The sequence below is a fragment of the Polaribacter sp. OB-PA-B3 genome (assembly GCF_054589375.1).
In genome coordinates this window covers 222,745-244,886 of the sequence record NZ_BAAIIX010000001.1, presented here as the reverse complement: position 1 = coordinate 244,886, position 22,142 = coordinate 222,745, and the positions used below count along the sequence as shown (strand labels likewise).

The 22,142-nt window shown below is 27.4% G+C and carries 22 protein-coding genes; 14 read left to right on the top strand and 8 right to left on the bottom strand.

The features are described 5' to 3' along the window. The first annotated feature begins 63 nt into the window (after window positions 1-63). The 6 genes from panB to ACYPV9_RS01060 all read left to right on the top strand — a co-directional run bounded on the left by panB (window position 64) and on the right by ACYPV9_RS01060 (window position 3,611). Window positions 64-882 carry a 3-methyl-2-oxobutanoate hydroxymethyltransferase gene (gene panB, locus ACYPV9_RS01085; RefSeq protein WP_299064451.1) on the top strand — a complete coding sequence of 273 codons (819 nt, stop codon included), beginning with the start codon at window positions 64-66 and terminating at the stop codon, window positions 880-882. Between the two features lie 97 nt (window positions 883-979). Next, a complete protein-coding gene (locus tag ACYPV9_RS01080) occupies window positions 980-1,918 on the top strand; it encodes a 2-hydroxyacid dehydrogenase (RefSeq protein WP_459741305.1) in 939 nt (312 codons plus the stop codon). A 24-nt stretch (window positions 1,919-1,942) separates the two neighbouring features. Further along, window positions 1,943-2,401, top strand: a complete 459-nt coding sequence (locus ACYPV9_RS01075) for a DUF1801 domain-containing protein (protein WP_299064447.1) — start codon at window positions 1,943-1,945, stop codon at window positions 2,399-2,401. Beyond that, window positions 2,402-2,791: a VOC family protein gene (locus tag ACYPV9_RS01070; protein WP_459741304.1), complete on the top strand. Its 390-nt coding sequence runs from the start codon at window positions 2,402-2,404 to the stop codon at window positions 2,789-2,791. 31 nt (window positions 2,792-2,822) lie between these two features. Further along, entirely contained in the window at window positions 2,823-3,209 is a 387-nt protein-coding gene (locus ACYPV9_RS01065) for a hypothetical protein (protein WP_459741303.1), read from the top strand. A gap of 3 nt (window positions 3,210-3,212) precedes the next feature. Further along, entirely contained in the window at window positions 3,213-3,611 is a 399-nt protein-coding gene (locus ACYPV9_RS01060) for a DoxX family protein (RefSeq protein WP_299064441.1), read from the top strand. A gap of 143 nt (window positions 3,612-3,754) precedes the next feature. Here ACYPV9_RS01060 and ACYPV9_RS01055 read toward each other — a convergent pair whose 3' ends face one another. From ACYPV9_RS01055 to ACYPV9_RS01040, 4 genes are read right to left on the bottom strand one after another with little or no spacing between them, the layout of a single operon-like run. Next, window positions 3,755-4,612: a class I SAM-dependent methyltransferase gene (locus ACYPV9_RS01055; RefSeq protein WP_299064439.1), complete on the bottom strand. Its 858-nt coding sequence runs from the start codon at window positions 4,610-4,612 to the stop codon at window positions 3,755-3,757. Window positions 4,613-4,666: 54 nt separating this feature from the next. Then, window positions 4,667-6,544, bottom strand: a complete 1,878-nt coding sequence (gene mnmG, locus ACYPV9_RS01050) for a tRNA uridine-5-carboxymethylaminomethyl(34) synthesis enzyme MnmG (protein WP_459741302.1) — start codon at window positions 6,542-6,544, stop codon at window positions 4,667-4,669. 43 nt (window positions 6,545-6,587) lie between these two features. Continuing rightward, complete coding sequence (ybeY, locus tag ACYPV9_RS01045; protein ID WP_299064435.1) at window positions 6,588-7,001, bottom strand: rRNA maturation RNase YbeY; 414 nt, start codon at window positions 6,999-7,001, stop codon at window positions 6,588-6,590. Next, complete coding sequence (locus ACYPV9_RS01040) at window positions 7,001-10,423, bottom strand: DUF4175 family protein (protein ID WP_459741301.1); 3,423 nt, start codon at window positions 10,421-10,423, stop codon at window positions 7,001-7,003. Before ACYPV9_RS01040 ends, ybeY begins: the two co-directional genes overlap by 1 nt. A gap of 113 nt (window positions 10,424-10,536) precedes the next feature. On the opposite strand from ACYPV9_RS01040, the gene ACYPV9_RS01035 reads away from it, so the two are divergent. The 5 genes from ACYPV9_RS01035 (at window position 10,537) to ACYPV9_RS01015 (ending at window position 15,922) form a co-directional block, all read left to right on the top strand. After that, window positions 10,537-11,376 (top strand): hypothetical protein, encoded by an 840-nt coding sequence (locus ACYPV9_RS01035; protein ID WP_459741300.1) that lies wholly within the window; start codon window positions 10,537-10,539, stop codon window positions 11,374-11,376. Between the two features lie 121 nt (window positions 11,377-11,497). After that, window positions 11,498-13,018 carry a glutamate--tRNA ligase gene (gene gltX / locus ACYPV9_RS01030; RefSeq protein WP_299064429.1) on the top strand — a complete coding sequence of 507 codons (1,521 nt, stop codon included), beginning with the start codon at window positions 11,498-11,500 and terminating at the stop codon, window positions 13,016-13,018. A 153-nt stretch (window positions 13,019-13,171) separates the two neighbouring features. Further along, entirely contained in the window at window positions 13,172-14,098 is a 927-nt protein-coding gene (locus tag ACYPV9_RS01025) for an SPFH domain-containing protein (protein WP_299064427.1), read from the top strand. 500 nt (window positions 14,099-14,598) lie between these two features. Then, complete coding sequence (locus ACYPV9_RS01020; RefSeq protein WP_299064425.1) at window positions 14,599-15,039, top strand: LytR/AlgR family response regulator transcription factor; 441 nt, start codon at window positions 14,599-14,601, stop codon at window positions 15,037-15,039. Between the two features lie 7 nt (window positions 15,040-15,046). Beyond that, window positions 15,047-15,922 carry a LytTR family DNA-binding domain-containing protein gene (locus ACYPV9_RS01015; RefSeq protein WP_299064423.1) on the top strand — a complete coding sequence of 292 codons (876 nt, stop codon included), beginning with the start codon at window positions 15,047-15,049 and terminating at the stop codon, window positions 15,920-15,922. Window positions 15,923-16,123: 201 nt separating this feature from the next. Here ACYPV9_RS01015 and ACYPV9_RS01010 read toward each other — a convergent pair whose 3' ends face one another. The 4 genes from ACYPV9_RS01010 to rnr form a co-directional block, all read right to left on the bottom strand. Continuing rightward, a complete protein-coding gene (locus ACYPV9_RS01010) occupies window positions 16,124-16,315 on the bottom strand; it encodes a Sec-independent protein translocase subunit TatA/TatB (RefSeq protein ID WP_077810662.1) in 192 nt (63 codons plus the stop codon). 68 nt (window positions 16,316-16,383) lie between these two features. Continuing rightward, the gene (locus ACYPV9_RS01005; protein WP_299064421.1) at window positions 16,384-17,073 is read right to left on the bottom strand and encodes a head GIN domain-containing protein; all 690 of its coding nucleotides are present in this window, start codon (window positions 17,071-17,073) and stop codon (window positions 16,384-16,386) included. 88 nt (window positions 17,074-17,161) lie between these two features. Continuing rightward, window positions 17,162-17,485 (bottom strand): YbjQ family protein, encoded by a 324-nt coding sequence (locus ACYPV9_RS01000; RefSeq protein WP_299064419.1) that lies wholly within the window; start codon window positions 17,483-17,485, stop codon window positions 17,162-17,164. A gap of 5 nt (window positions 17,486-17,490) precedes the next feature. Further along, window positions 17,491-19,710: a ribonuclease R gene (gene rnr / locus ACYPV9_RS00995; protein WP_459741299.1), complete on the bottom strand. Its 2,220-nt coding sequence runs from the start codon at window positions 19,708-19,710 to the stop codon at window positions 17,491-17,493. A 145-nt stretch (window positions 19,711-19,855) separates the two neighbouring features. On the opposite strand from rnr, the gene ACYPV9_RS00990 reads away from it, so the two are divergent. From ACYPV9_RS00990 to rpiB, 3 genes are all read left to right on the top strand, one after another. Further along, complete coding sequence (locus ACYPV9_RS00990) at window positions 19,856-20,782, top strand: diacylglycerol/lipid kinase family protein (protein ID WP_459741298.1); 927 nt, start codon at window positions 19,856-19,858, stop codon at window positions 20,780-20,782. Between the two features lie 90 nt (window positions 20,783-20,872). Further along, the gene (locus tag ACYPV9_RS00985; protein WP_459741297.1) at window positions 20,873-21,070 is read left to right on the top strand and encodes a hypothetical protein; all 198 of its coding nucleotides are present in this window, start codon (window positions 20,873-20,875) and stop codon (window positions 21,068-21,070) included. 557 nt (window positions 21,071-21,627) lie between these two features. Further along, window positions 21,628-22,062 carry a ribose 5-phosphate isomerase B gene (gene rpiB, locus ACYPV9_RS00980; RefSeq protein ID WP_299064411.1) on the top strand — a complete coding sequence of 145 codons (435 nt, stop codon included), beginning with the start codon at window positions 21,628-21,630 and terminating at the stop codon, window positions 22,060-22,062. Window positions 22,063-22,142 lie beyond the last annotated feature (80 nt).

The window sequence follows — 22,142 nt, the reverse complement described above, 5'->3', positions numbered from 1 at the left end:
ATTTAAGTACTAAAATATCTATTGATATTCCTTACTTTTACAACCTAATAAAATGATAAAAATATGTCTGTAGCTAAGAAGCAATATAAACGTGTTACCGTAAAATCTTTGGTAGAAATGAAAGCAAATGGAGAAAAAATATCCATGTTAACTGCTTACGATTTTACTATGGCAAAAATTTTAGATGGTTCTGGAATCGATGTTTTACTTGTAGGAGATTCTGCATCTAACGTTATGGCGGGTCATGAAACAACATTGCCAATTACTTTAGATCAAATGATTTATCATGCAAGTTCTGTAGTTAGAGCAATAGAGCGTTGTTTGGTTGTGGTAGATTTACCTTTTGGTAGTTATCAATCTGACCCAAAAGAAGCGTTACGTTCTGCTATCAGAATTATGAAAGAATCTGGCGGACATTCGATAAAACTAGAAGGTGGTAAAGAAATTAAAGAATCTATTAAAAGAATTTTAAATGCTGGTATTCCGGTAATGGGGCATTTGGGTTTAACACCACAATCTATTTATAAATTTGGTACATATACTGTAAGAGCAAAAGAAGAAGAAGAAGCAGAAAAATTAATGGAAGATGCATTAATGCTAGAAAGAATTGGTTGTTTTGCGTTGGTTTTAGAAAAAGTACCAGCTTCTTTAGCTAAAAAAGTAGCAGATGCATTAACAATTCCGGTAATTGGTATTGGCGCTGGTAATGGCGTAGATGGACAAGTTTTAGTTACACATGATATGATTGGAATGACACATGAATTTAACCCTCGTTTTTTACGTAGATATTTAGATCTATATAAAGACATGACAGGTGCTTTTGAAAATTACATTTCTGATGTTAAAAGCGGAGATTTCCCTAGCGAAAAAGAACAATACTAATAAAAATTGAAACTTTAAATTTTATATAAAGGCAGACATCTAGAAAAAATTTTTAGATTTCTGCCTTTATTTTTATCCATAAATTGAAGTAAAAAATATGAAAATTTTACATTTAGATTCAAATCATCCACTATTAATAAATCAATTAAACACTTTAGGTTTTACTAATGATGAAGATTATACTTCTTCGAAAAAAGATATCGAAGAAAAGATTCACTTATATGATGGTTTTATCATTAGAAGTCGTTTTTCTATTGATAAAACATTCTTAGATAAAGCCAAAAACTTAAAATTTATTGGTAGAGTTGGCGCTGGTTTAGAAAATATAGATTGCGATTATGCCGAAAGCTTGGGAGTAACATTAATTGCGGCACCAGAAGGTAATAGAAACGCTGTAGGCGAACATTCTTTAGCAATGCTACTTTCTTTATTTAACAAACTAAATAAAGCCGATAAAGAGGTTAGAAATGGCAAATGGCTTAGAGAAGAGAATAGAGGTATAGAATTAGACGGAAGAATAGTAGGTTTAATTGGTTATGGTAATATGGGAAAATCTTTTGCTAAAAAATTACGCGGTTTTGATGTAGAAGTACTTTGTTATGATTTAAAACCTAATGTTGGCGATAAAAATTGCAAGCAAGTTTCTTTAGAAGAATTACAAGAAAAAGCAGATGTTTTAAGTTTACATACGCCACAAACACCACTTACAAAAAACATGATAAATGCAGATTTTATCAATAATTTTAAAAAGAATTTTTGGTTGATAAATACCGCACGTGGAACATCTGTAGTTACTAAAGATTTGGTTGAAGCTTTAAAATCTGGTAAAATTTTAGGTGCAGGTTTAGATGTTTTAGAATATGAAAAATCATCTTTCGAAAACCTTTTTTCTGATAATAAAATGCCAGCAGCTTTTGAATATTTAATAAATTCTGATGCTGTTATTTTATCTCCACATGTAGCTGGTTGGACCATAGAAAGCAAAGAAAGATTAGCCCAAACTATTGTAAATAAAATTAAATCAAAATTTTGTTAACTTGTTAACACTAAAACCATAAGAATGCAATACAAGGCAAATTCACCAGAAGATTACATAAATCAAGTTCCGGAAGAAAGACAAGAAACTTTAAAAAAACTTCGTAAAATTATAAAAGAAAACCTTCCTAAAGGTTTTGAAGAAGGTATGCAATATAGTTTTATTAGCTATTATGTACCACATTCAATTTATCCAGATGGTTATCATTGTAACCAAAAAGAACCGTTGCCTTTTATGAGTTTTGCATCACAAAAAAACTCAATAAATTTATATCACAGCGGTATTTATGCAAATAAAGATTTGTATGATTGGTTTGTAAATGAATACCCAAAACATTGTAAAAGAAAGTTAGATATGGGTAAAAGTTGTATCCGATTTAAAAAAGTTGAAGAAATTCCGTTTGAACTAATAGCAGCATTATGTAAAAAAGTAACTGTAGAAGATTGGATTTCTTTGTATGAATCTTCAATTAAAAACAAATAGATGAAAAAAGGAAAAGTAATAGGAATTGGTGGTGTATTTTTTAAATCTGATAATCCTAAAAACGCAAAAGATTGGTATCAAAAACATTTAGGTTTTAATACAGACGATTGGGGCGCTACTTTTTGGTGGAAAGATAAAAATGGTAAAGATGCAACTACACAATGGAGTCCTTTTAGCAGCGATACCGATTATTTTGAACCTTCTAAAAAAGACTTTATGTTTAATTATAGAGTAGAAAATTTAGTTGAATTGTTAGCGCAACTAAAAGAAGAAGGTGTAACTATTGTTGGTGAAATTCAAGAGTTTGAATATGGTAAATTTGGATGGATTTTAGACAATGAGAATAACAAAATAGAACTTTGGGAGCCTGTAGATGAAGCTTTTAAATAAATAAAATACTGATAATCAATAATTTAAAAAAATGAAAAAAGATTTAACACCAAATAAAGGCGTAAAAAACACAGATAAAAATGCTTTAGAAAATATAAAACAGCAAGCAAAAGAGCTAAAAAATGAAGTAAATGTTAAGGCAACTGAATTTAAAGAAGAATCAAAACAAGCTTTTGAAACCGTAAAAGAAAAAATGAATGAAACTTTTTCTGAAGAAAATATTGATAAAGTAAAAGAGAAATTAGATGAATATACAGATGATGCAAAGGATGTCTTAGAAGATGTCTCTGAAAAAGCATCAGAATTAGCTAGCGATGCTGTAGAAAATTTAGCAGACTTTGCAGAAGATGCTAAAGAAGAATTAGAACAGGCAACAAAGAAAACTAAAGGTTTTTTTAAACGATTATTCGGAAAATAAAATATGAAATTATTATCTAATTATCCTGCAGAAATTTTAATACTATTCTTTTTAATAATTACTTACGTACAATCGAGCATCGATAAATTAACAGACTGGAAAGGAAATATTTCATTTATAAAAGAGCATTTTAAAAATTCTCCTTTAAAAAATAATGTTCCTGTATTACTCGCTATAGTTTTAATTGTAGAAATTATCGCTTCGATTTTAATGATTATTGGCGTATATCAAATTTATACTTTAGAAGCCAAAGAAATTGCATTATTAGGAATTGAGCTCTCTGCAATCACTTTACTTTTTTTATTAGTAGGGCAACGACTTGCAAAAGATTATGCCGGAGCGATGTCTTTAACTGTCTACTTCATCCTAACAGTGATTGGTGTTTATCTATTAAATAGTTAAAAACTATTATTTATAATTTTAAAATAATTAAAAACTATAAAAAAAGGTCTTAAAACTTAAGTTTTAAGACCTTTTTTTATTTTTAGAAGGTATTTACACATATAAATCATTAAAACACGATTAAATAGCTTTAAAATCTATTTTTAATAGTTTTTTAAGACGTAAATAAGCGAAGAATACTCAGAAGTTGACATTGCTTTGATATTTGACACAAAACCGACATAACTTGCTTTTATAGGATTAGATTTTCCTGATTTATATTTTTCACTTAATAATGAAACATAATAACTATCAAATTTCATAGGCAAAGTATTTTCTACAACCATTTCTACTTCAGAGAATAATTTATGAATTGAACATTGACTAAAATGCCAAAGGTGCCTTGGCACATCATAAGCAGCCCAAAATTCTTTATAGTGTTTAGCATCGTAACTTTTATAATTAGGAACTGCAACCACTACTCTACCATTTGGCTTTAATAATTGTTTTAGTGTTTTAATTGTTTTCTTTAAATTTTCTACATGTTCCAAAACATGCCAAAGAGTAATGACATCAAATTTTTTATTAGAAATATTAAATAAATCATCTTCTAGTAATATTCCTTTTGTTTTAGCTATTTCTTTAGCATCTAAACTTGGCTCTACACCATAAGTTTCCCAACCTTTATTTTTACAAATTTTAAGAAAATCTCCGGTTCCTGCACCAACATCTAAAACTGTTTTAGATTCTATTTTAAATGAATTAAGTAAACCTAATTTCTGTTTTAAAGTATGATTTTTTACTTTTTGATAAATTTTATCAAAAAGTGATTTTCTACTATCTGTATGTGAAATATAGTTTTCACTTTTATAATAGTTTTCTAAATCTACTGGTACAGGAGATGTAACTAACATTTCATATTTATCATTCTGCATTACTTCGAAAGTATCACCAGAAACAGTATAATCTTTACAATTTAAAAGGGGTGTTAAATTTGTATAGAGTTCTTTTTCATTCTCCATATCACTTAATTTTTAGACTTGTTCCACGAGGAACATTTGCAATTTTTCTTTTTTTTATCTTCCCATATAAACCAAAAGTACAGATATATCACTTGGAGATACACCGCTAATTCTACTTGCTTGTGAAATAGAAACTGGTTTAATTTTATTTAATTTTTCTCTAGCTTCAAAGGAAAGAGATTTCACCTTATCATATTTAAAATTAGTTGGTATTACAACATTTTCTAATCTATTTAATTTATCTGCATTATTCTTTTCTTTATCAATATAACCAGAATACTTTAAATAAATCTCGGCTTGTTCTATAACATCCTTTTCTATATTGTTATCAATTAAAAAATCATTTAACTTTTTAATAGACTTAAAATCATCAAAAGACAACTGAGGTCTTGCAGCTACTTTAAATAGCTTCATAGATTGATTAACTAATGCTAAATTTTTAGCCTCTAAAATAGGATTTACTTCTTCTTGCTTTACACTTGTTTTCTGTAAAAACTGAATCAACATATTGGTCTTTTCTTGCTTCTCCAAAACACGATCCATTCGTTCTTTAGATGCCAAACCTATTTTAAAACCTCTTGGCGTTAACCTTAAATCTGCATTGTCTTGTCTTAATAAAGTTCTATATTCTGCACGAGAAGTAAACATTCTATATGGTTCTTCTGTGCCTTTTGTAATTAAATCATCTATTAAAACACCTATATAAGCCTCATTCCTTTTTAAAATAAAAGGTTCTTTTTCTTGTACTTTTAGAGCAGCGTTTACACCAGCCATTAAACCTTGAGAAGCAGCTTCTTCATAACCTGTAGTACCATTTATTTGACCAGCAAAATATAAATTCTCGATTAGCTTTGTTTCTAAAGTATGCGTTAATTGGGTTGGCGGAAAATAATCATACTCTATTGCATAACCATATCTTAAAAACTTTACATTTTCAAAACCTTCAATTGAACGTATTGCTTTATCTTGAATATCTTCAGGTAAAGAAGTAGAAAAACCATTTACATACATTTCTACTGTAGACCAACCTTCTGGTTCTACAAAAATCTGATGTCTATCTTTTGTTGCAAAACGATCGATTTTATCTTCTATCGAAGGACAATATCTTGGTCCTGTTGATTGAATTCTACCATTAAACATTGGCGAACGATCAAAACCTTCACGAAGTAAATTATGTACATCAAGATTAGTATAAGTCAACCAACAAGAACGTTGTTTTTGCAATGCTTTTGTTGTTGGCAAATAAGAAAATTTCTCTGTAATTTCATCACCTGGTTGTTCTAACATTTTAGAATAATCTAAAGATCTTCCATCAACTCTAGGTGGAGTTCCGGTTTTCATTCGTCCAGCTTCAAAACCCTTCGCAACTAAATCTTCAGTAATACCTTTTGATGCACCTTCACCTGCTCTACCACCACCAAAACTTTTATCACCTATATGAATCAATCCGTTTAAAAAAGTACCAGCTGTAACAATAACAGTTTTAGATTTTATCTCTAAACCTAAAGCCGTTTTTACACCAACAATTTTATCACCATCAAACAACAATCCATTCACAGAATCTTGATAGAAATCTAAATTTTCAGTTTGTTCTAACATCGTTCTCCAGCATTCTGCAAATTGCATTCTGTCAGATTGAGCCCTAGGACTCCACATTGCAGGACCTTTAGATTTATTAAGCATTTTAAATTGTATAGCTGTTTTATCAGTAACAATTCCGCTATAACCACCTAAAGCATCAATCTCTCTTACTATCTGTCCTTTTGCGATTCCACCCATTGCAGGATTACAACTCATTTGCGCAATATTTTGCAAATTCATTGTAATTAATAATGTATGCGCGCCCATATTAGCACTTGCTGCCGCGGCTTCACTACCTGCGTGACCACCACCGACTACTATAACATCAAATGTTGTTGAAAATAAACTCATTTTTATAGTTCCACGTGAAACGTGTAAATTAACTTATTGATTATTAATAATTTAACTCTTTTAAAGCATGGTTTTCTTGTAAAGTCATCTCGTTTTGGTCTTTTTCTGTTTTATCTTTAAAACCAATGTAATGTAAAACACCATGAATAATAACTCTATGTAATTCTTCGACAAAAGATACATTAAAATCTTTGGCATTATCCGCAACTCTTTCAACAGAAATATAGATATCACCGTTCAAAAGTTTTCCTAATGAATTATCAAAACTTATAATATCTGTAAGTGTATCGTGTTGTAAAAATTGAACATTTAATTTATGAAGATAATCATCATCACAAAAAATATAATTAATTTCACCTAACTCGCAATTATGCTTTTCAATAGTATTTTGAATCCAATTGTAAGTAGAATCCTCATTATCTAATTTAAAATTCGTTTCGTAATTAAACGTAATCATTATGCTTTATTCTTAGGTAAAGAAAAATATTCTCTAACCTTTAATTTATATTTTAGGTGCAAAGGTAATGATTGTCTGTTTAATATTTCTATTTGATTGTAAAACTGCTTTTTAAATTCTAAGGCTTTAATTTTATTACGTTTATTTAGTAAATTATTGGCATTAGATTTTCGCTTACTGTCTTTACCTTGTTCTAATGCAGCTTTATCTAATTTTAATAATTCATAATTAAGACGCTGCATTTTTTGTAATGTAGCTGCATTGAAACCTTTTTCTAACATTTCATTTTCTAACTGCTCCATAGTTTTTAAAACTTTTTTTGCATTAGAATTATTACCAGAACCCAACTGACCCGATTCTTTTAAAGCATCTTGTAGTTGTTGTCTAAGTTGAGATTGTTGTTTATAAATTTCATACAATTCTCCGTCTAAATCATCATTATCAGAATTTCCTTCACCTTGTTTCTTGCCATTACCACTTTTACCATTTCCATCACCTTGCTCACTTCCTTTTTCACCATTATTTCCTTTTCCTTCTTTTCCAGATTTTCCTTTTTCTCCTTTTTTATCTCCAGGTTTTTTTCCTTCATTACCCGGTGATTTATTTTCACCAGATTTAGAACCCTTTTTCATACCTTGATCCATTTTCTTAGAAAGTTCGCCTTGTTTCTTAATAATATCTGGTAAACTAAAACCATTGCCTTTCCCCTTACCTTTTCCTTTACCCATTTTCATGGAGGCATTTTTCATACTATTTAACATGTTACTTAAATAATCTGCCAAATTATTAGTAGCCGTCATTACATAACGTTGGTTAGAAATACCGTTGTTAAATCTATTTTCTGAAAAATTTTCTAAAGATTGCTCTAAATTATAATGTGCAGAAGATAAATCATCTTGAATTTTAGCAGAAATTTTAGGCAAACGCATAGACAATACATACAAACTATCATCTATGTGTTCGAAATAAGTTCTTATATCATTTTGCTTTTTTAGGTCTTTTCCGAAATCTGGATGTGAAGTAGATATTTCGTTAAACTTATTCATTAAATTTTCTTGTTTAAAAGAAAAAGTAACAAGATTTTCTAATATTTTACGCAAATCATCCATATTCTCTTCAATAGATTCACCTTCCATCTCCATCATAGCTTTTTGCATTTTAGCACTCATCTCTTTCAACTTAGAAGCACTTTTTTTCTGAGAATCTTTAGCAGATTTTTTATCATTTTTTTGAATGTCTTCTTCAGACTTTTTTAATGAAGCATCTATAGCTTGCTTTTCATCTTCTACATCTGGTAATTCCATTGGCTCTTTTAATTTTTCATTATCTTTAGCCAACTCGTTTAACTCTTCTTTTAACTCATTAAATTCTTTATTTATTTCTTTTTGCGCATCTAAATCTAATATATCATCTTGTTCTAATTCTTCTTGTTTCTTAGATAACTGCTCTAATTTATTTGCAATTTGCATCGTTTTTTGCTCAACATAAAAGCGCTTTGTTAATTCTAACATGCGTTCTAAACTTCTTTGTTGTTGTTTATTCTGTTGTGCTAATTCTTTGGCTTTTTTAACCAAATCTTCTTTATTTAACTTTTCTGCAAGTTTTGCAATTTCATCTAAGAGTTTTTGTTGTTTATCAGTTTTTTTTAACTCTTCTATACGCTTTTTTAATTCTTCTTTTTTCTTTTGTAAATTCTCTGATTGTTCTTTCTTTTCATCTAAATTTTCTTGCAACAAATCTGTTTGACGCTGCATCATGTTTTTATATTGTTCTTGTCTTTTTATAAAACTCTCAACTTTCTTTTTATCATTCCAACTCAGTTTTTTCTTATTCTGAAGTTGCTCTTTTATTTGATCTAAGTCTTTTTGCTGCTTTTGTTGTTTTTGTATAGAATTTTCTAAACTATTAATTGTGTTTCGTTGTTCTTGTAAAAGCTCCTCTTCTACTTCATTATTTGTTTTTTGACGATAATTAAAAACTTTTGTAGTAGCTTTTTTACTTCCGTTTACAGCATCATTATCATAAACTTCAAAGAATAACTCATAATTAACTCCTTTAACTAAATTTAAATTATCTGGAAATTCATAAAAAAAAGCTTGAACATTAGCTTTAGAAATATTTAATTGATGTGTTTTAATCGATTCAGGATTATTTTCATCATAATAAACCAATTGCAATTTTTTTAAACCATAATCATCAGAAATTTGACCAGCAAAAAAAGCAGTACCTCTAGAAATAGAATCTATATTGGTTTCTACTTTAATTTCTGGTAATTCATCTTTTATAACATTTACAGAAAATTGTAAATTCTCAAAGTCTTTTAAATTATCATTAGACGAAGAAATTTCATAATTAACAGCATTTATAATTCTTTTAGAAAATTTAAAATAATTTTCTCCATCATTTGTAAATTTTTCTCTTTTGGCATTATTGATAAAAAAAACTTCGTTAGTATTTACAGCAGAAACCAACCAATTAATCTTTGTGCCTTCTGGCACAATTAAATTACCAGAATTGTTAATTACTTCATTTTTTTTACCTGTGTAATAAGGATATTTTAATTCTAAACTTATATTGTTAATAACTGGTGTTTTTACAATATCAATGGTATAATTATTCGATATAACACTGTTAGATTCTATGTAAAAATCAATAGGATTTAAAACATCGGAAAATGTATAAGAAAAAGTACCATCGTTATTATTTTGAAGAAAATATTGTTCGTTATTAAAATGAATTTTTGCTTCGGATGGATACACGTCTCCAATCGTCTCAACATTGATTGTAATAGAATTTCCTTGTATAACTTGTAAAGAATTGTTAGTAATATTAAAGTAAAAAGGTGCTGGAGGCGTATATGCAGTTCTATGATTTACAACTCTTTCTAAACTTTCAGAAAAAAAATGTTTATTACCTGTAAATAAAATAGTTAACAAAATAAAAACAGGAAAAATGGCAAATTTTAAATACTTTTTATTTTGAGTAAAATCAATTGCTTTAACAAAAGGAATCGGTTGTAAATCTTTAGATTTTTGATTTATACTTGCTAATAACAAATCTGATTGATAAGAAGACTCTTGTAACTGAATTACATTTAATAACTTATCTTTTACATCCGGAAAATGATTGCCTATAATTGATGATGATTCTTTTAAAGAAATCCCTTTTCGTAAACCAAATAATTTAAAAATTGGAATAACAATAAACTTAATTAATAGAAATAATTCTACTAAAATAAAAAGCCAAAATAAGAAAGTTCTTGCTGTTGGTTTTAACCATAAAAAATACTCTAAAAAAAGAGTAAAAAAGAAATATAAACATCCTAAAGAAAGAAATAAAATTACTCCTTTAATTAATTCGTTTACGTAATATTTTCTAGTAAACTGATGTAGCTTTTGCTCAATTATTTTAAATGCGCTCATAATCAACTAATAAAAATAGTATTTTTGATAGGATTTACAATGAAATTAAATGTTAAAAGCTTTTTTGTAAGTTTTATTACAAGCTTGCAACTAAACATAAATAATAAAATACCATGAAAAAAAGTCTTAAAATAGTATTCTTTCTAGTAAGTTTATCAGCACTTTCTCAAAGTCCGTGGACAAAAGAAAAGAAAAATTTGTTTCTAAATTTATCTTACACTTCTATAGCAAATTACAACCAATTATTTGGTAATCCAGATTATAATACCGAGAAAAATATTACAGATAGAACGTATCAAATTTACGGTGAATATGGGTTAACTAATAAAACAGCACTTGTTTTTAATATTCCTATAAAATCTATAAAAACAGAAGATACTAATAACTTAATATCTAGTTTAGATTCTGGTTCTAAAACTGCTTTTGGTAACATTTCTTTAGGTTTAAAACATCAATTTTATAATAAAAACTGGGTTATATCTGGGCAATTGGTTACAGCATTAAACACAAGTACTTTTGATGAAAACACGAAAATTAGAACTGGCTACGATGCTTTTACATTTACACCTCAATTGTTAATTGGTAAAAGTTTTGGTAAAACGTTTTTACAAACACAAATTGGCGCAGATATTAGAACAAACGATTACAGTAATAATTTTAAAATTGGTGGAGAGTTTGGTGGTAAAATATCAAAAAATATTTGGTTAATTGGCTTTGTAGATATTGTAAAAAATATAGATAATGGCGTATACAAAACAGGTGAAATTAATCCGCAAACATTAACACCTAGAAATGGTTTATATGTAACAGACCAAGAATATGGTTCTTATGGTTTAAAAGGAATTTTACAATTGTGCGATTTAGGTATTACAACAAGTTTTGGTAATGCTTTTTTTGGTAATAACGTTCCTAAAAAAACAGCTTTTTCAATAGGTATTTTTAATACATTTTAAACCAAATTATTTTTAAATAATACAGACTTTAGAAAATAATATTCTAAAGTCTTTTTTTTGGTCTCTAATTTCTATTTTCTCTTTTAAAAACTATCTTTGCAGCATTAAAAAAACAGAAAAAATGGAATCTAATGTTCGTGTGCGTTTTGCACCAAGTCCTACAGGACCTTTGCATATTGGTGGTGTAAGAACAGCTTTATATAATTATTTATTTGCAAAAAAATACAATGGTACTTTTGTATTGCGTATAGAAGATACAGACCAAACTCGTTACGTTGCGAATGCCGAACAATACATTATAGACGCTTTAGAATGGTGTAATATTCCTTTTGATGAAGGACCAAATAAAAACGAAAAATTTGGACCATACAGACAATCGGAACGTAAAAATCTTTATAAAGAATACGCAGATATTTTAATAAAAACTGGTTGGGCTTATTATGCTTTTGATACATCAGAACAATTAGATGCGCTTAGAAAAGGGCACGAAGCAGAAGGTAAAACATTTATTTACAATTGGCATAATAGAGAAAAAGGCAAATTGGTAAATTCTTTAGTTTTAACTGCAGATGAAGTTCAAGCGAAAATAAATGCTGGCGAAAATTATGTAATCCGTTTTAAAACTCCGCAAGACGAGCTTTTAAGAATGGAAGACGAAATTCGTGGAAATATAAAAATTGATACCAATACTTTAGATGATAAAATTTTATTTAAAGGAGACGGTATGCCAACCTATCATTTAGCAAATATTGTTGATGATCATTTAATGCAAATTACGCATGTAATTCGTGGTGAAGAATGGTTACCTTCTATGCCATTGCATGTTTTATTATACAAAGCATTTGGTTGGGAAGCACCAAAATTTGCACATTTACCATTAATTTTAAAACCAGTTGGTAAAGGTAAATTAAGTAAAAGAGACGGAGATAAGTTAGGATTTCCGGTATTTCCGTTAGAATATACCAACGAAAAAACTGGTGATGTTTCACGTGGTTATAAAGAAGATGGTTATTTTAATGATGCTTTTATAAACATGTTGGCTTTCTTAGGATGGAATCCTGGTACAGAACAAGAAATCTTCTCTTTAGAAGAATTAATTGCAGCGTTCGATTTAAAAAGAGTTAGCAAATCTGGTGCTAAATTTAGTCCAGATAAAACAAAATGGTTCAATCAGCAATACATGCAAACAAAGTCTGATGCTGAATTAACAGAACTATTTTTACCAATATTAGCAGAAAAAGGCATCACAAAAGATAAAGAATATGTTTTAAAAGTTGTTACAGCTATAAAAGAAAGAGCTGTTTTTGTAAACGATTTTTGGGATTTATCTAATTTCTTTTTTGAAACACCTACTGAATATGATGCAAAAGCTTCAAAGAAAAACTGGAAAGAAGGAACTGCAGAATTAATGCAAGAATTGATAGAAGTTATTTCTAATATTCAAGATTTTTCATCAGAAAATACAGAAAAAGAAGTAAAGGAATGGATAACTGCTAAAGAAATTGGTTTTGGTAAAGTTATGCAACCATTAAGATTAAGTCTAGTTGGTAAATTAGCTGGCCCACATTTATTTGATATTATTGCTATGATTGGTAAAGAAGAAACTTTATTAAGGCTTAAAAATGCCATAGAAAAATTGTAATTATTTACAACTAAATATAAAACCTCTCGTTAATTTCGAGAGGTTTTTTTGTTTAATAATGTAACATTGCAAACAAATCTGCGTCAAATAATTAAATACTTAAAAGAAGTATATTTACAATTCAACTATTTATTAACTATTAAAAACTTTGTTATGATATCACCACCATTTATTATTTTTATTGTTATAATCGGATTAATAATTTTTGCATCATTTTTTACCGTTAAACAACAAACTGCAGCAATTGTAGAGCGTTTTGGTAAATTTAATGCAATAAGACAATCTGGTCTTCGATTTAAAATACCATTTATAGATAGAATTGCCGGAAGATTGAGTTTAAAAATTCAGCAATTAGATGTAATTATAGAAACAAAAACTTTAGATGATGTATTTGTAAAATTAAAAGTTTCTGTGCAATATAAAGTCATTTACAATAAAGTATATGATGCTTTTTATAAATTAGATTATCCACATGATCAAATTACTTCATATGTTTTTGATGTAGTAAGAGCAGAAGTACCAAAAATGAAATTAGATGATGTTTTTGTAAAAAAAGATGATATTGCTATTGCTGTTAAATCAGAATTAAACGACGCTATGTTAGATTATGGTTTCGATATTATAAAAACCTTAGTAACAGATATAGATCCAGATGCACAAGTAAAAGAATCTATGAATAGAATTAATGCTTCTGAAAGAGAAAAAATTGCAGCACAATTTGAAGGAGATGCACAACGTATTTTAATTGTAGAAAGAGCCAAAGCAGAAGCAGAAAGCAAGCGTTTACAAGGACAAGGTATTGCAGATCAAAGAAGAGAAATTGCACGCGGTTTAGAAGAATCTGTAGAAGTTTTAAATAAAGTTGGTATCAACTCGCAAGAAGCATCTGCTTTAATTGTTGTAACGCAACATTATGATACTTTACAATCTATAGGACAAGAAACAAATAGTAACTTAATTTTATTACCAAACTCACCACAAGCAGGTAGCCAAATGCTAAATGATATGGTTGCAAGTTTTACAGCAAGTAATCAAATTGGTGAAGCAATGAAAAATGCAAAAACAAAAAAATTAGAATAAATTTTAAGTTTTAAATCATTAAAAAACAAGTCAATAACTAAATAGTTATAGACTTGTTTTGTTTTAAGAACATAAAAATTTATATCTTTATGTTTTAATAAAATGCTTTGTTAAAATCAATAAAAGAAAAATTAAGAAAACAAATAGACTTAGAAGTTTTTTTTTCTAATAAATTATATCTTTCTGCATTTCATGGTATATTTCTATTTATTTTTCTAAACTTATTTAAACCCTTTAAATTAGTTTTATTAAAACTACATTTTTATGGTTATAGTGCTTTAATAAGTGTTTTATATTTTATTATTCCTTTATTTTTTTTGAGTTTATGCCAAAAACTAAAATTTAATAAAAGCTCTATTTTAAAAATTATACTTACTTCTATCTTATTTCTTTGTGTCTTATGTGTTATAACTTGGGGATTTAGTAGAGCTTATAAAGATGTTTTTTTATTATACGTTAATAAGTTAAGTTTATTTCGTTTTTCTAAATATTCTTTCTCAATGGCATTGATTACTTTTCCGTTACTTTATGTTATTAATGATAAAATCACTCAACTAAAATCTAAAAAAAAGGTAGAATTACCTATAATACCTATAGAATTTAAAACTATTTATTCAGAAAATAAAAAAGAAACTTTAAATATTAAAATATCTAATATTGTCTACATAACATCAGAAGGTAATTATGCTTGCATTTTTGTTTTAGAAAATAGTACATTAAAAGAATTGATTTTGAGAAATACATTAACTAAAATTATGTCACAAGTTCATGAAAATACCAATATTTTTAGATGTCACAAATCTTATATTGTTAATACCAAGTTTATGAACAACATTAGTGGAAATTCTAGAGGTTACTTTTATGAATCTGATATTATTTCAATTAAAATACCAATATCTAGAACTTATAAAAAAGAAGAACTACAACAATTAATAAGTTAAAATTTTTATGAAAAATATAATTAATTGGTTACAAAAACCATATTATTTTAATCCTAAACCTGCTTATAAACTTAAAGTAAGTATTTATCACGGATTATTTATTTTTCTTTTCTTATATATTTTTAGACCTTTTTATTTACACGAATTTGATGAAATTATATTACCATATACCTTAGGCATTGGTATTACAGCTTTTGTTGCCACTTTTTTAATTTTATACATACCAGCACTTATTTTTAAAGATTATTTTAGTGAAGATAAATGGACTATAGGTAGAAATTTATTACTAATGTTTGTTGGTGTAACCTTTATAGGAGTTGCATTGTGGTATTTTGGTGAAATTTATAAAGAACCTTATAACTTAAGAAAAATAAATCTTTTACAGTTCTTATCTTATACATTTTTGGTTAGTCTTATACCTTTAACATTTTTTGTTTTTATAAATGAGAAAAATATTAGACTAAAAAGAGAGCAAAAAGTAAAAGATATCAAAGAAATAAAAAGAGTACAAGAAATAAATAATACAAAAAAACTTGATAAAGAAATTAGTATAACATCAGACAACGGAAAAGAAAAAATTAACTTTCATATAGATCATTTAGTGTATATAACTTCACAAGGAAACTATGCTAGTTTTTTTATCAAAAAAGAGGATAAATTAAAAGAGAAAATTTTACGCGTAACATTACTAAAAATTATATCAGAATTAGAAAATTATCCTAACATAATTAGATGTCATAAAAGTTACATTGTAAACACTAATTTTATTAACGATATTTCTGGCAATGCAAGAGGTTATTTGTTAAAATCTGAAATAATAGATATAAATATACCAGTATCTAGAAGTTTTTCTAAACAGTCTTTATTAAGATTACTTAATTAAACATTCCCATTTATCCCAAAAACCCTATTAATCTTCCTTTTTACAACAAATTATTTAAATATCTAACAATGAAAACTATATTTGTCTCGAAGAAATTTAGATTGAATATTTGGGGGAATATTTTAATTTGATAACTAAAAAGCTCAACTTGTATTTATACAAATTGAGCTTTTTTATTTTGTTAAAAATAGAGATTAAAATCTATTTTTTTTCTTCTAGTTTTTCTTCCGGATTTTCTTCTTTAGAAGCGTTTTTAAATTCTTTAATTCCGCTACCTAAACCTTTCATTAATTCTGGTATTTTTTTTCCACCAAATAATAATAAAACAACTACAAGTATAATTGCAATTTGAGGCCCGCTAACAAATCCAAAAAAAATAGATAAATTATTCATCATTTTATAATTTTATAAGTTACAAAGATACAAAAAAGGTTGTTATAGCAATCGAATCTATTTCTGTATTAATTTCTTTTTTCGATAATACCACCAATAACCTTTTTGTCTTTTACAACCTCTGGGTTTCCTTTATAGAATATTGTACCACCAAAACTTACTTTAGCATTTAATGTTTCGCCAGCATTTACTTCTGCCTTAGCGCCTGTACCAGCTTTTACATTAGTATTGCCAGTAGATTGTAAATTAAAACCATGGTAAATACCATATAAGTCTAAATCAACTTCTTGGTTTTTAGATGTACCAGATACTTTAATAATACCACCAGAAGTTGCTCTAATACTTAAATACTTTGTTTTTGTAGTTAAGTTAATAAAACCTCTTTCTTGTGCATTTAAAGATACTTTATCTTGATTAAAGTTCTTACCAGTTATAGTAGCACCTTCATTTACATCAATTAAATCTATATTTTTATTGTAATATAATTTAACAAGTATTTTACCTTCTGCAGAGTTGTCTGATGGTTTTAAAGAAAACGGTAAAGAAAGTTTTAATGTATTATTTACATTTTTAATTTTAACAAGGTTAGCCTTCTCGCCCGTAATTTCTATTTTTTGGCTAGAAGATTTAACTAATTCTAATTCTATACCATTATATACTTTAAGCGTGTTAAAGTCTCCTAAATCTTGTTTAATTGTGTTTTGTGCGTAAGTTGATAAGCCAACAATAAAAGCACATATTAAAATTAAATTTTTCATTTTTATAAGTTTGATATTTAATATAAATCAATAATTATACCAATATAATAAAGGTAAATTATTAAAAATATTGTAAAACTAAGCTGGTTTATTTTACTTTAACAGCTGTACCAGTTATAGAAACTAATAATGTAGATGAATTTGCTAATGGTTCTACATCTAATTGTATACCTACAACTGCATTAGCACCTAGCTTGGTAGCGTTGTCTTTTAAATTTTGAAAAGCTTTTTCTTTAATACTTTCTAAAGCTAAACTATATTTTTCGTAATATTTAGACATGCTAAACATATCTTTAAAAGATAATTTTGTACCATTAGCAGAATAACTAGAATCGTAAGCTGTACCGGTTACAATACCTAAATAGTCTACTATTTTAAAATTTTCTATGTTGTTTGTAGTTGTTAAAATCATAATAATTAATCTTCTATCAAATTAAAATCTAAATGTTTACGCTCTAAATCTGTTTTTTTAACTTGTACTCTTACATCATCACCTAATTGGTACATGTTTTTAGTAGATTGGCCAACAATAGCATACTGTTTTTCATCAAAAATATAATAATCACTTTTTATATCTCTAATTCTTACCATTCCTTCGCATTTATTTGTAGAAATTTCAACATAAATTCCCCATTCTGTTACACCTGTAATTACACCATCGAAAACTTCATCTTTATGATCTTGCATGTATTTTACCTGCATATATTTTATAGAATCTCTTTCTGCTTTTGATGCCAATTCTTCTCTTTTCGAAGAATGTTTACATTTTTCTTCATACAATTCTGCTTTTGGCGATTTTCCGCCATCTAAATAATGTTGAAGTAATCTATGTGTCATTACATCTGGATAACGTCTTATAGGTGATGTAAAGTGGCTATAATAATCGAAAGCTAAACCATAATGACCAATATTTTGTGTAGTATAAACTGCTTTAGACATAGATCTAATTGCTAAAGTTTCTATCATATTAGATTCTGCTTTACCATTTACATCATTTAACAACTGATTTAAAGTTGCAGATGTGCTTTCTTTAGTTTCTGTATTTATCTTATAACCAAACTTACTAATAATGTTTTGTAAAGAGGCCAATTTTTCTAAATCTGGCTCATCATGAACTCTGTAAATAAATGTATCGTTAGAAGGTTTTCCTTTTTTACGACCAATAAATTCTGCTACTTTTCTATTTGCTAACAACATAAATTCTTCGATTAATTTATTAGCATCTTTAGACTTTTTAAAGAAAACCCCAACTGGGTTTGCTTCTTCATCTAAATTAAACTTCACCTCTACTCTATCAAAAGAAATTGCACCTTGTTTCATTCTCTTTTTACGCAATACTTTTGCTAATTTATCTAGTTGTAAGGTTGCTTCTACAATTTCTGAAGATACTTCGTATTCTTTATCTATAATAGATGTTTCTAATGGCATTGTGTAAGGTTGTACATCATCAGATAATTTACAATTTTCTATAATAGATTGTGCTTCTTCATAAGCAAAACGTTGGTCAGAATACGTTACAGTTCTACCAAACCACTCACCTACTACTTGTGCTTTTTGATTGATTTCGAACACAGCAGAAAATGTTAATTTTTCTTCATGCGGACGTAAAGAACAAACACCATTACTTAACATTTCTGGTAGCATTGGCACTACTCTATCTACTAAATATACAGATGTTGCTCTGTCATAAGCCTCGTCATCTAATATTGTTTTTGGTTGTAAATAATGCGAAACATCTGCAATATGAATTCCTACTTCGTAATTACCATTTTCTAATTTTACAAAGGACAAAGCATCATCGAAATCTTTTGCATCTTTAGGATCTATCGTAAAAGTTAAATCTTTACGCATATCTCTACGTTTAGAAATTTCTTCTTCAGTAATTTCTAAAGACAAACTTTCTGCATCTTTTTCTACTTCTTCCGGAAACTCGTATGGTAAATCGTATTCTAATAAAATAGAATGCATTTCTGTGTTATGATCACCAGGTTTACCTAATACTTTGGTAATTTTACCAAACGGATTTTTAGAGTTTTGTGGCCAATCAGAAATTGTAGCTTGTACTTTATCTCCGTGTTCGGCACCATTCATTTTGTTTTCAGAAATAAAAATATCTGCATACATTTTATTACTATCTGGCAACACAAAACCAAAGTTTTTACTTTTTTGTAAAACCCCTACAAATTCTGTTTTAGCACGTTCTAAAATTTCTACAACATCTGCTTCTAACTTTTTACCACTTCGTTTTTTGTACACATAAGCTTTTACAATATCGTTATGTAAACCTTTACCTAAATTAACGTTTGGTATAAAAATATCGTCTTCATAATCTTCTGTAACAAAGTAACCATTACCGTTAGATGTAATATCTAGAGTACCTACAGAGTATTTTCTATCTGCATTTATTTTAAATTTACCTCTGTCTACTTCTACAATTTTTTTTGTAGATGCAAGTTCTGCTAACTTTTTAATTACTTGGTTTTTACCATCGGTATCTACAATACTTAATTTAGCAGCAATTTGTTTATAATTGTAAAACTTATCACTGTCTTCATTTAAAATTCTGAATATATTTTTAGTTAAATTTTTTACGACTTTACCTTTCTTTTTATATATTTTTTTCTTCTTTTTTGTCATTTATACTTCTATTTAAGCGTTAATTCTTTCTATTTTTTTGATAAAAATTAACGTACTCTGCAAATTACAATTATAAGTTTAATAAAGCATTAAAAAACTGTTATGAATCTATTTTGTAATTTGGCTTGTTTATAATAATTTATTTATGTCTACTATTGATAAAATCAATATTAATTCTTGGTATATAATTGCTAACCCAGCTTCTGGAAATCGGAATTTTTCTAAACAATGGAAGGAAATTCAACAATTATTAAACAAGAAGAATGTAGATTACTCTTTTGCTTTTACAAGGTTTTCTAAACATGAAATTGAATTGGTACAAAACGCTATTCAAAAAGGGTTTAGAAATATTATTTCCGTTGGCGGAGATGGTACATTGCATAATGTAGTTAACGGAATAATGCTGCAAAGATATGTAAAAACTTCTGATATAACTATTGCAGTGATTCCTTTAGGTACAGGTAACGATTGGATTAAAACCTATAAACAACCCAAATCTCTAGAAAAAACTATAGAAATTATATCAAATAAAAATACAACTTTACAAGATATTGGTGCAATTACTACAGATAAAAATTTAATTTATTACAACAATGTAGCAGGTATTGGTTATGATGGTTACATTGTTAATAAACTAAAATACCTTAAAAAATTTGGTGCTTTATCTTATTTATTAGCAGGTATTTATGGTTTAATTTTTTACAAGAAAAAAGATTACACGATACTTATAAATAATAAAGAATTAAAAGCCAAGTGCTTAATGGTGGTTTGCGGTATTTGTAAATATTCTGGCGGCGGTATGCAGTTTACAAAAAACGTAAATACAACAGATGGCTTACTAGATATAACTATTGCTAAAAACTTAAACTTTTTAGATTTAATAATTAATTTACCAAAACTCTACTCTGGTGCAATTGTAAATCATAAAAAAGTTAGCACTTATAAAACATCAGAAATTACAATAAAACCTATAAATGGCACCTCTTTTATACAAGCTGATGGGGAATTAATAACTTCAGATAAACTTCAAATTAATATCATACCCAAAGCAATTAATTTCGTAATTAATTAGTTTTCAAATACAAAAGTTAAAAAAATCTTAATTTTTGTGTAACGAATTTTAAAAATTAGCGTCTTTATAAAAAGAGACTTTTAAATTAAGATGAAAAATCTACGTAAAATTATCGGCCTATTTGCTTTTATTTTTATTTCAGGAATTATTGTAACAGTAATTACTGTTAATAAATCTTTAAAAAAAATAGATCCGCAAGAAAAAAGCTTAGAAATTCAAAAAGACACCACTTACCTACTAAAAGCAGAAAAGAAAACAGTTAAATTTTTTCAAACTTTATCTTTCTAATTTTCACTTCAATTTTTTTTTCGGTTTTTCACAGTTATAAACATTCTATATTATAATTATTTTTCTTTTATAAAATTTTTAAAAAACAATGATGGTTATAATAGTGTGTGAATAGTTACAATAAAATTTTACTTTTTTATTTTAATATATGAGTTATTAAAAAACGTTTACATGTTATGAGTAGTTTAAAAGCTTTATAATCAATAATAAAATAGAGTTATTAACAATAGTTATAAACAGGTATTAACTAAATAATCTGAATAACTATCTTGTAATTCTATGTAAACAAATTGTAAATTTTATGTTGATAAACTTTTATCAAAAACTCATAAAAAAAGTTGCATATGTTAAACTACTCGCTGTATTGTAATAAATATTGAATTCACCAAAAATACTTTTCAGTTTTTCATTGCAAGTTCTTAACATTCTATTAAAATGCTAAAAACTTAAAAACTAAAGAGTTATTAAAAAAGCTATTTTTTTGATTGTTTATAACTGTTGATAACCGTTAGTTTCTGTATTTTTGTAACACACAACTTAATTAAAATCAATTTATTATGACAATTGCTATTGGTAACGATCACGCTGGTACAGAATACAAGTTCGAAATTATAAAACATTTAGAAGAGAAAGGACACAATGTTATTAATTTTGGTACAGATTCTAATGCGTCTATGGATTACCCAGATGCTATTCATCCTACTGCAGAAGCAGTAGAAACTGGTAAAGCAACTTTAGGAATTATTTTATGCGGTTCTGGTAACGGCGCACAAATGACGGCAAATAAACACCAAGGCATAAGAGCTGCTTTGTGTTGGAACAATGAGTTAGTTGCATTAACAAGACAACATAACGATGCAAATATTCTTACAATTCCGGCACGTTTTGTTTCTTTACAACAAGCTATTGGTTTTGTAGATATTTTTCTTTCTACAGAATTTGAAGGTGGTAGACATGCAAATAGAGTAGGTAAAATTTCTTGTGCAGGATAACATCTTGTAAGTTTTTAATAAAATCACTTAAACTTATAAAAAGATAGTTTAAGTGATTTTTTTAGTAAATTAAGTAGTTA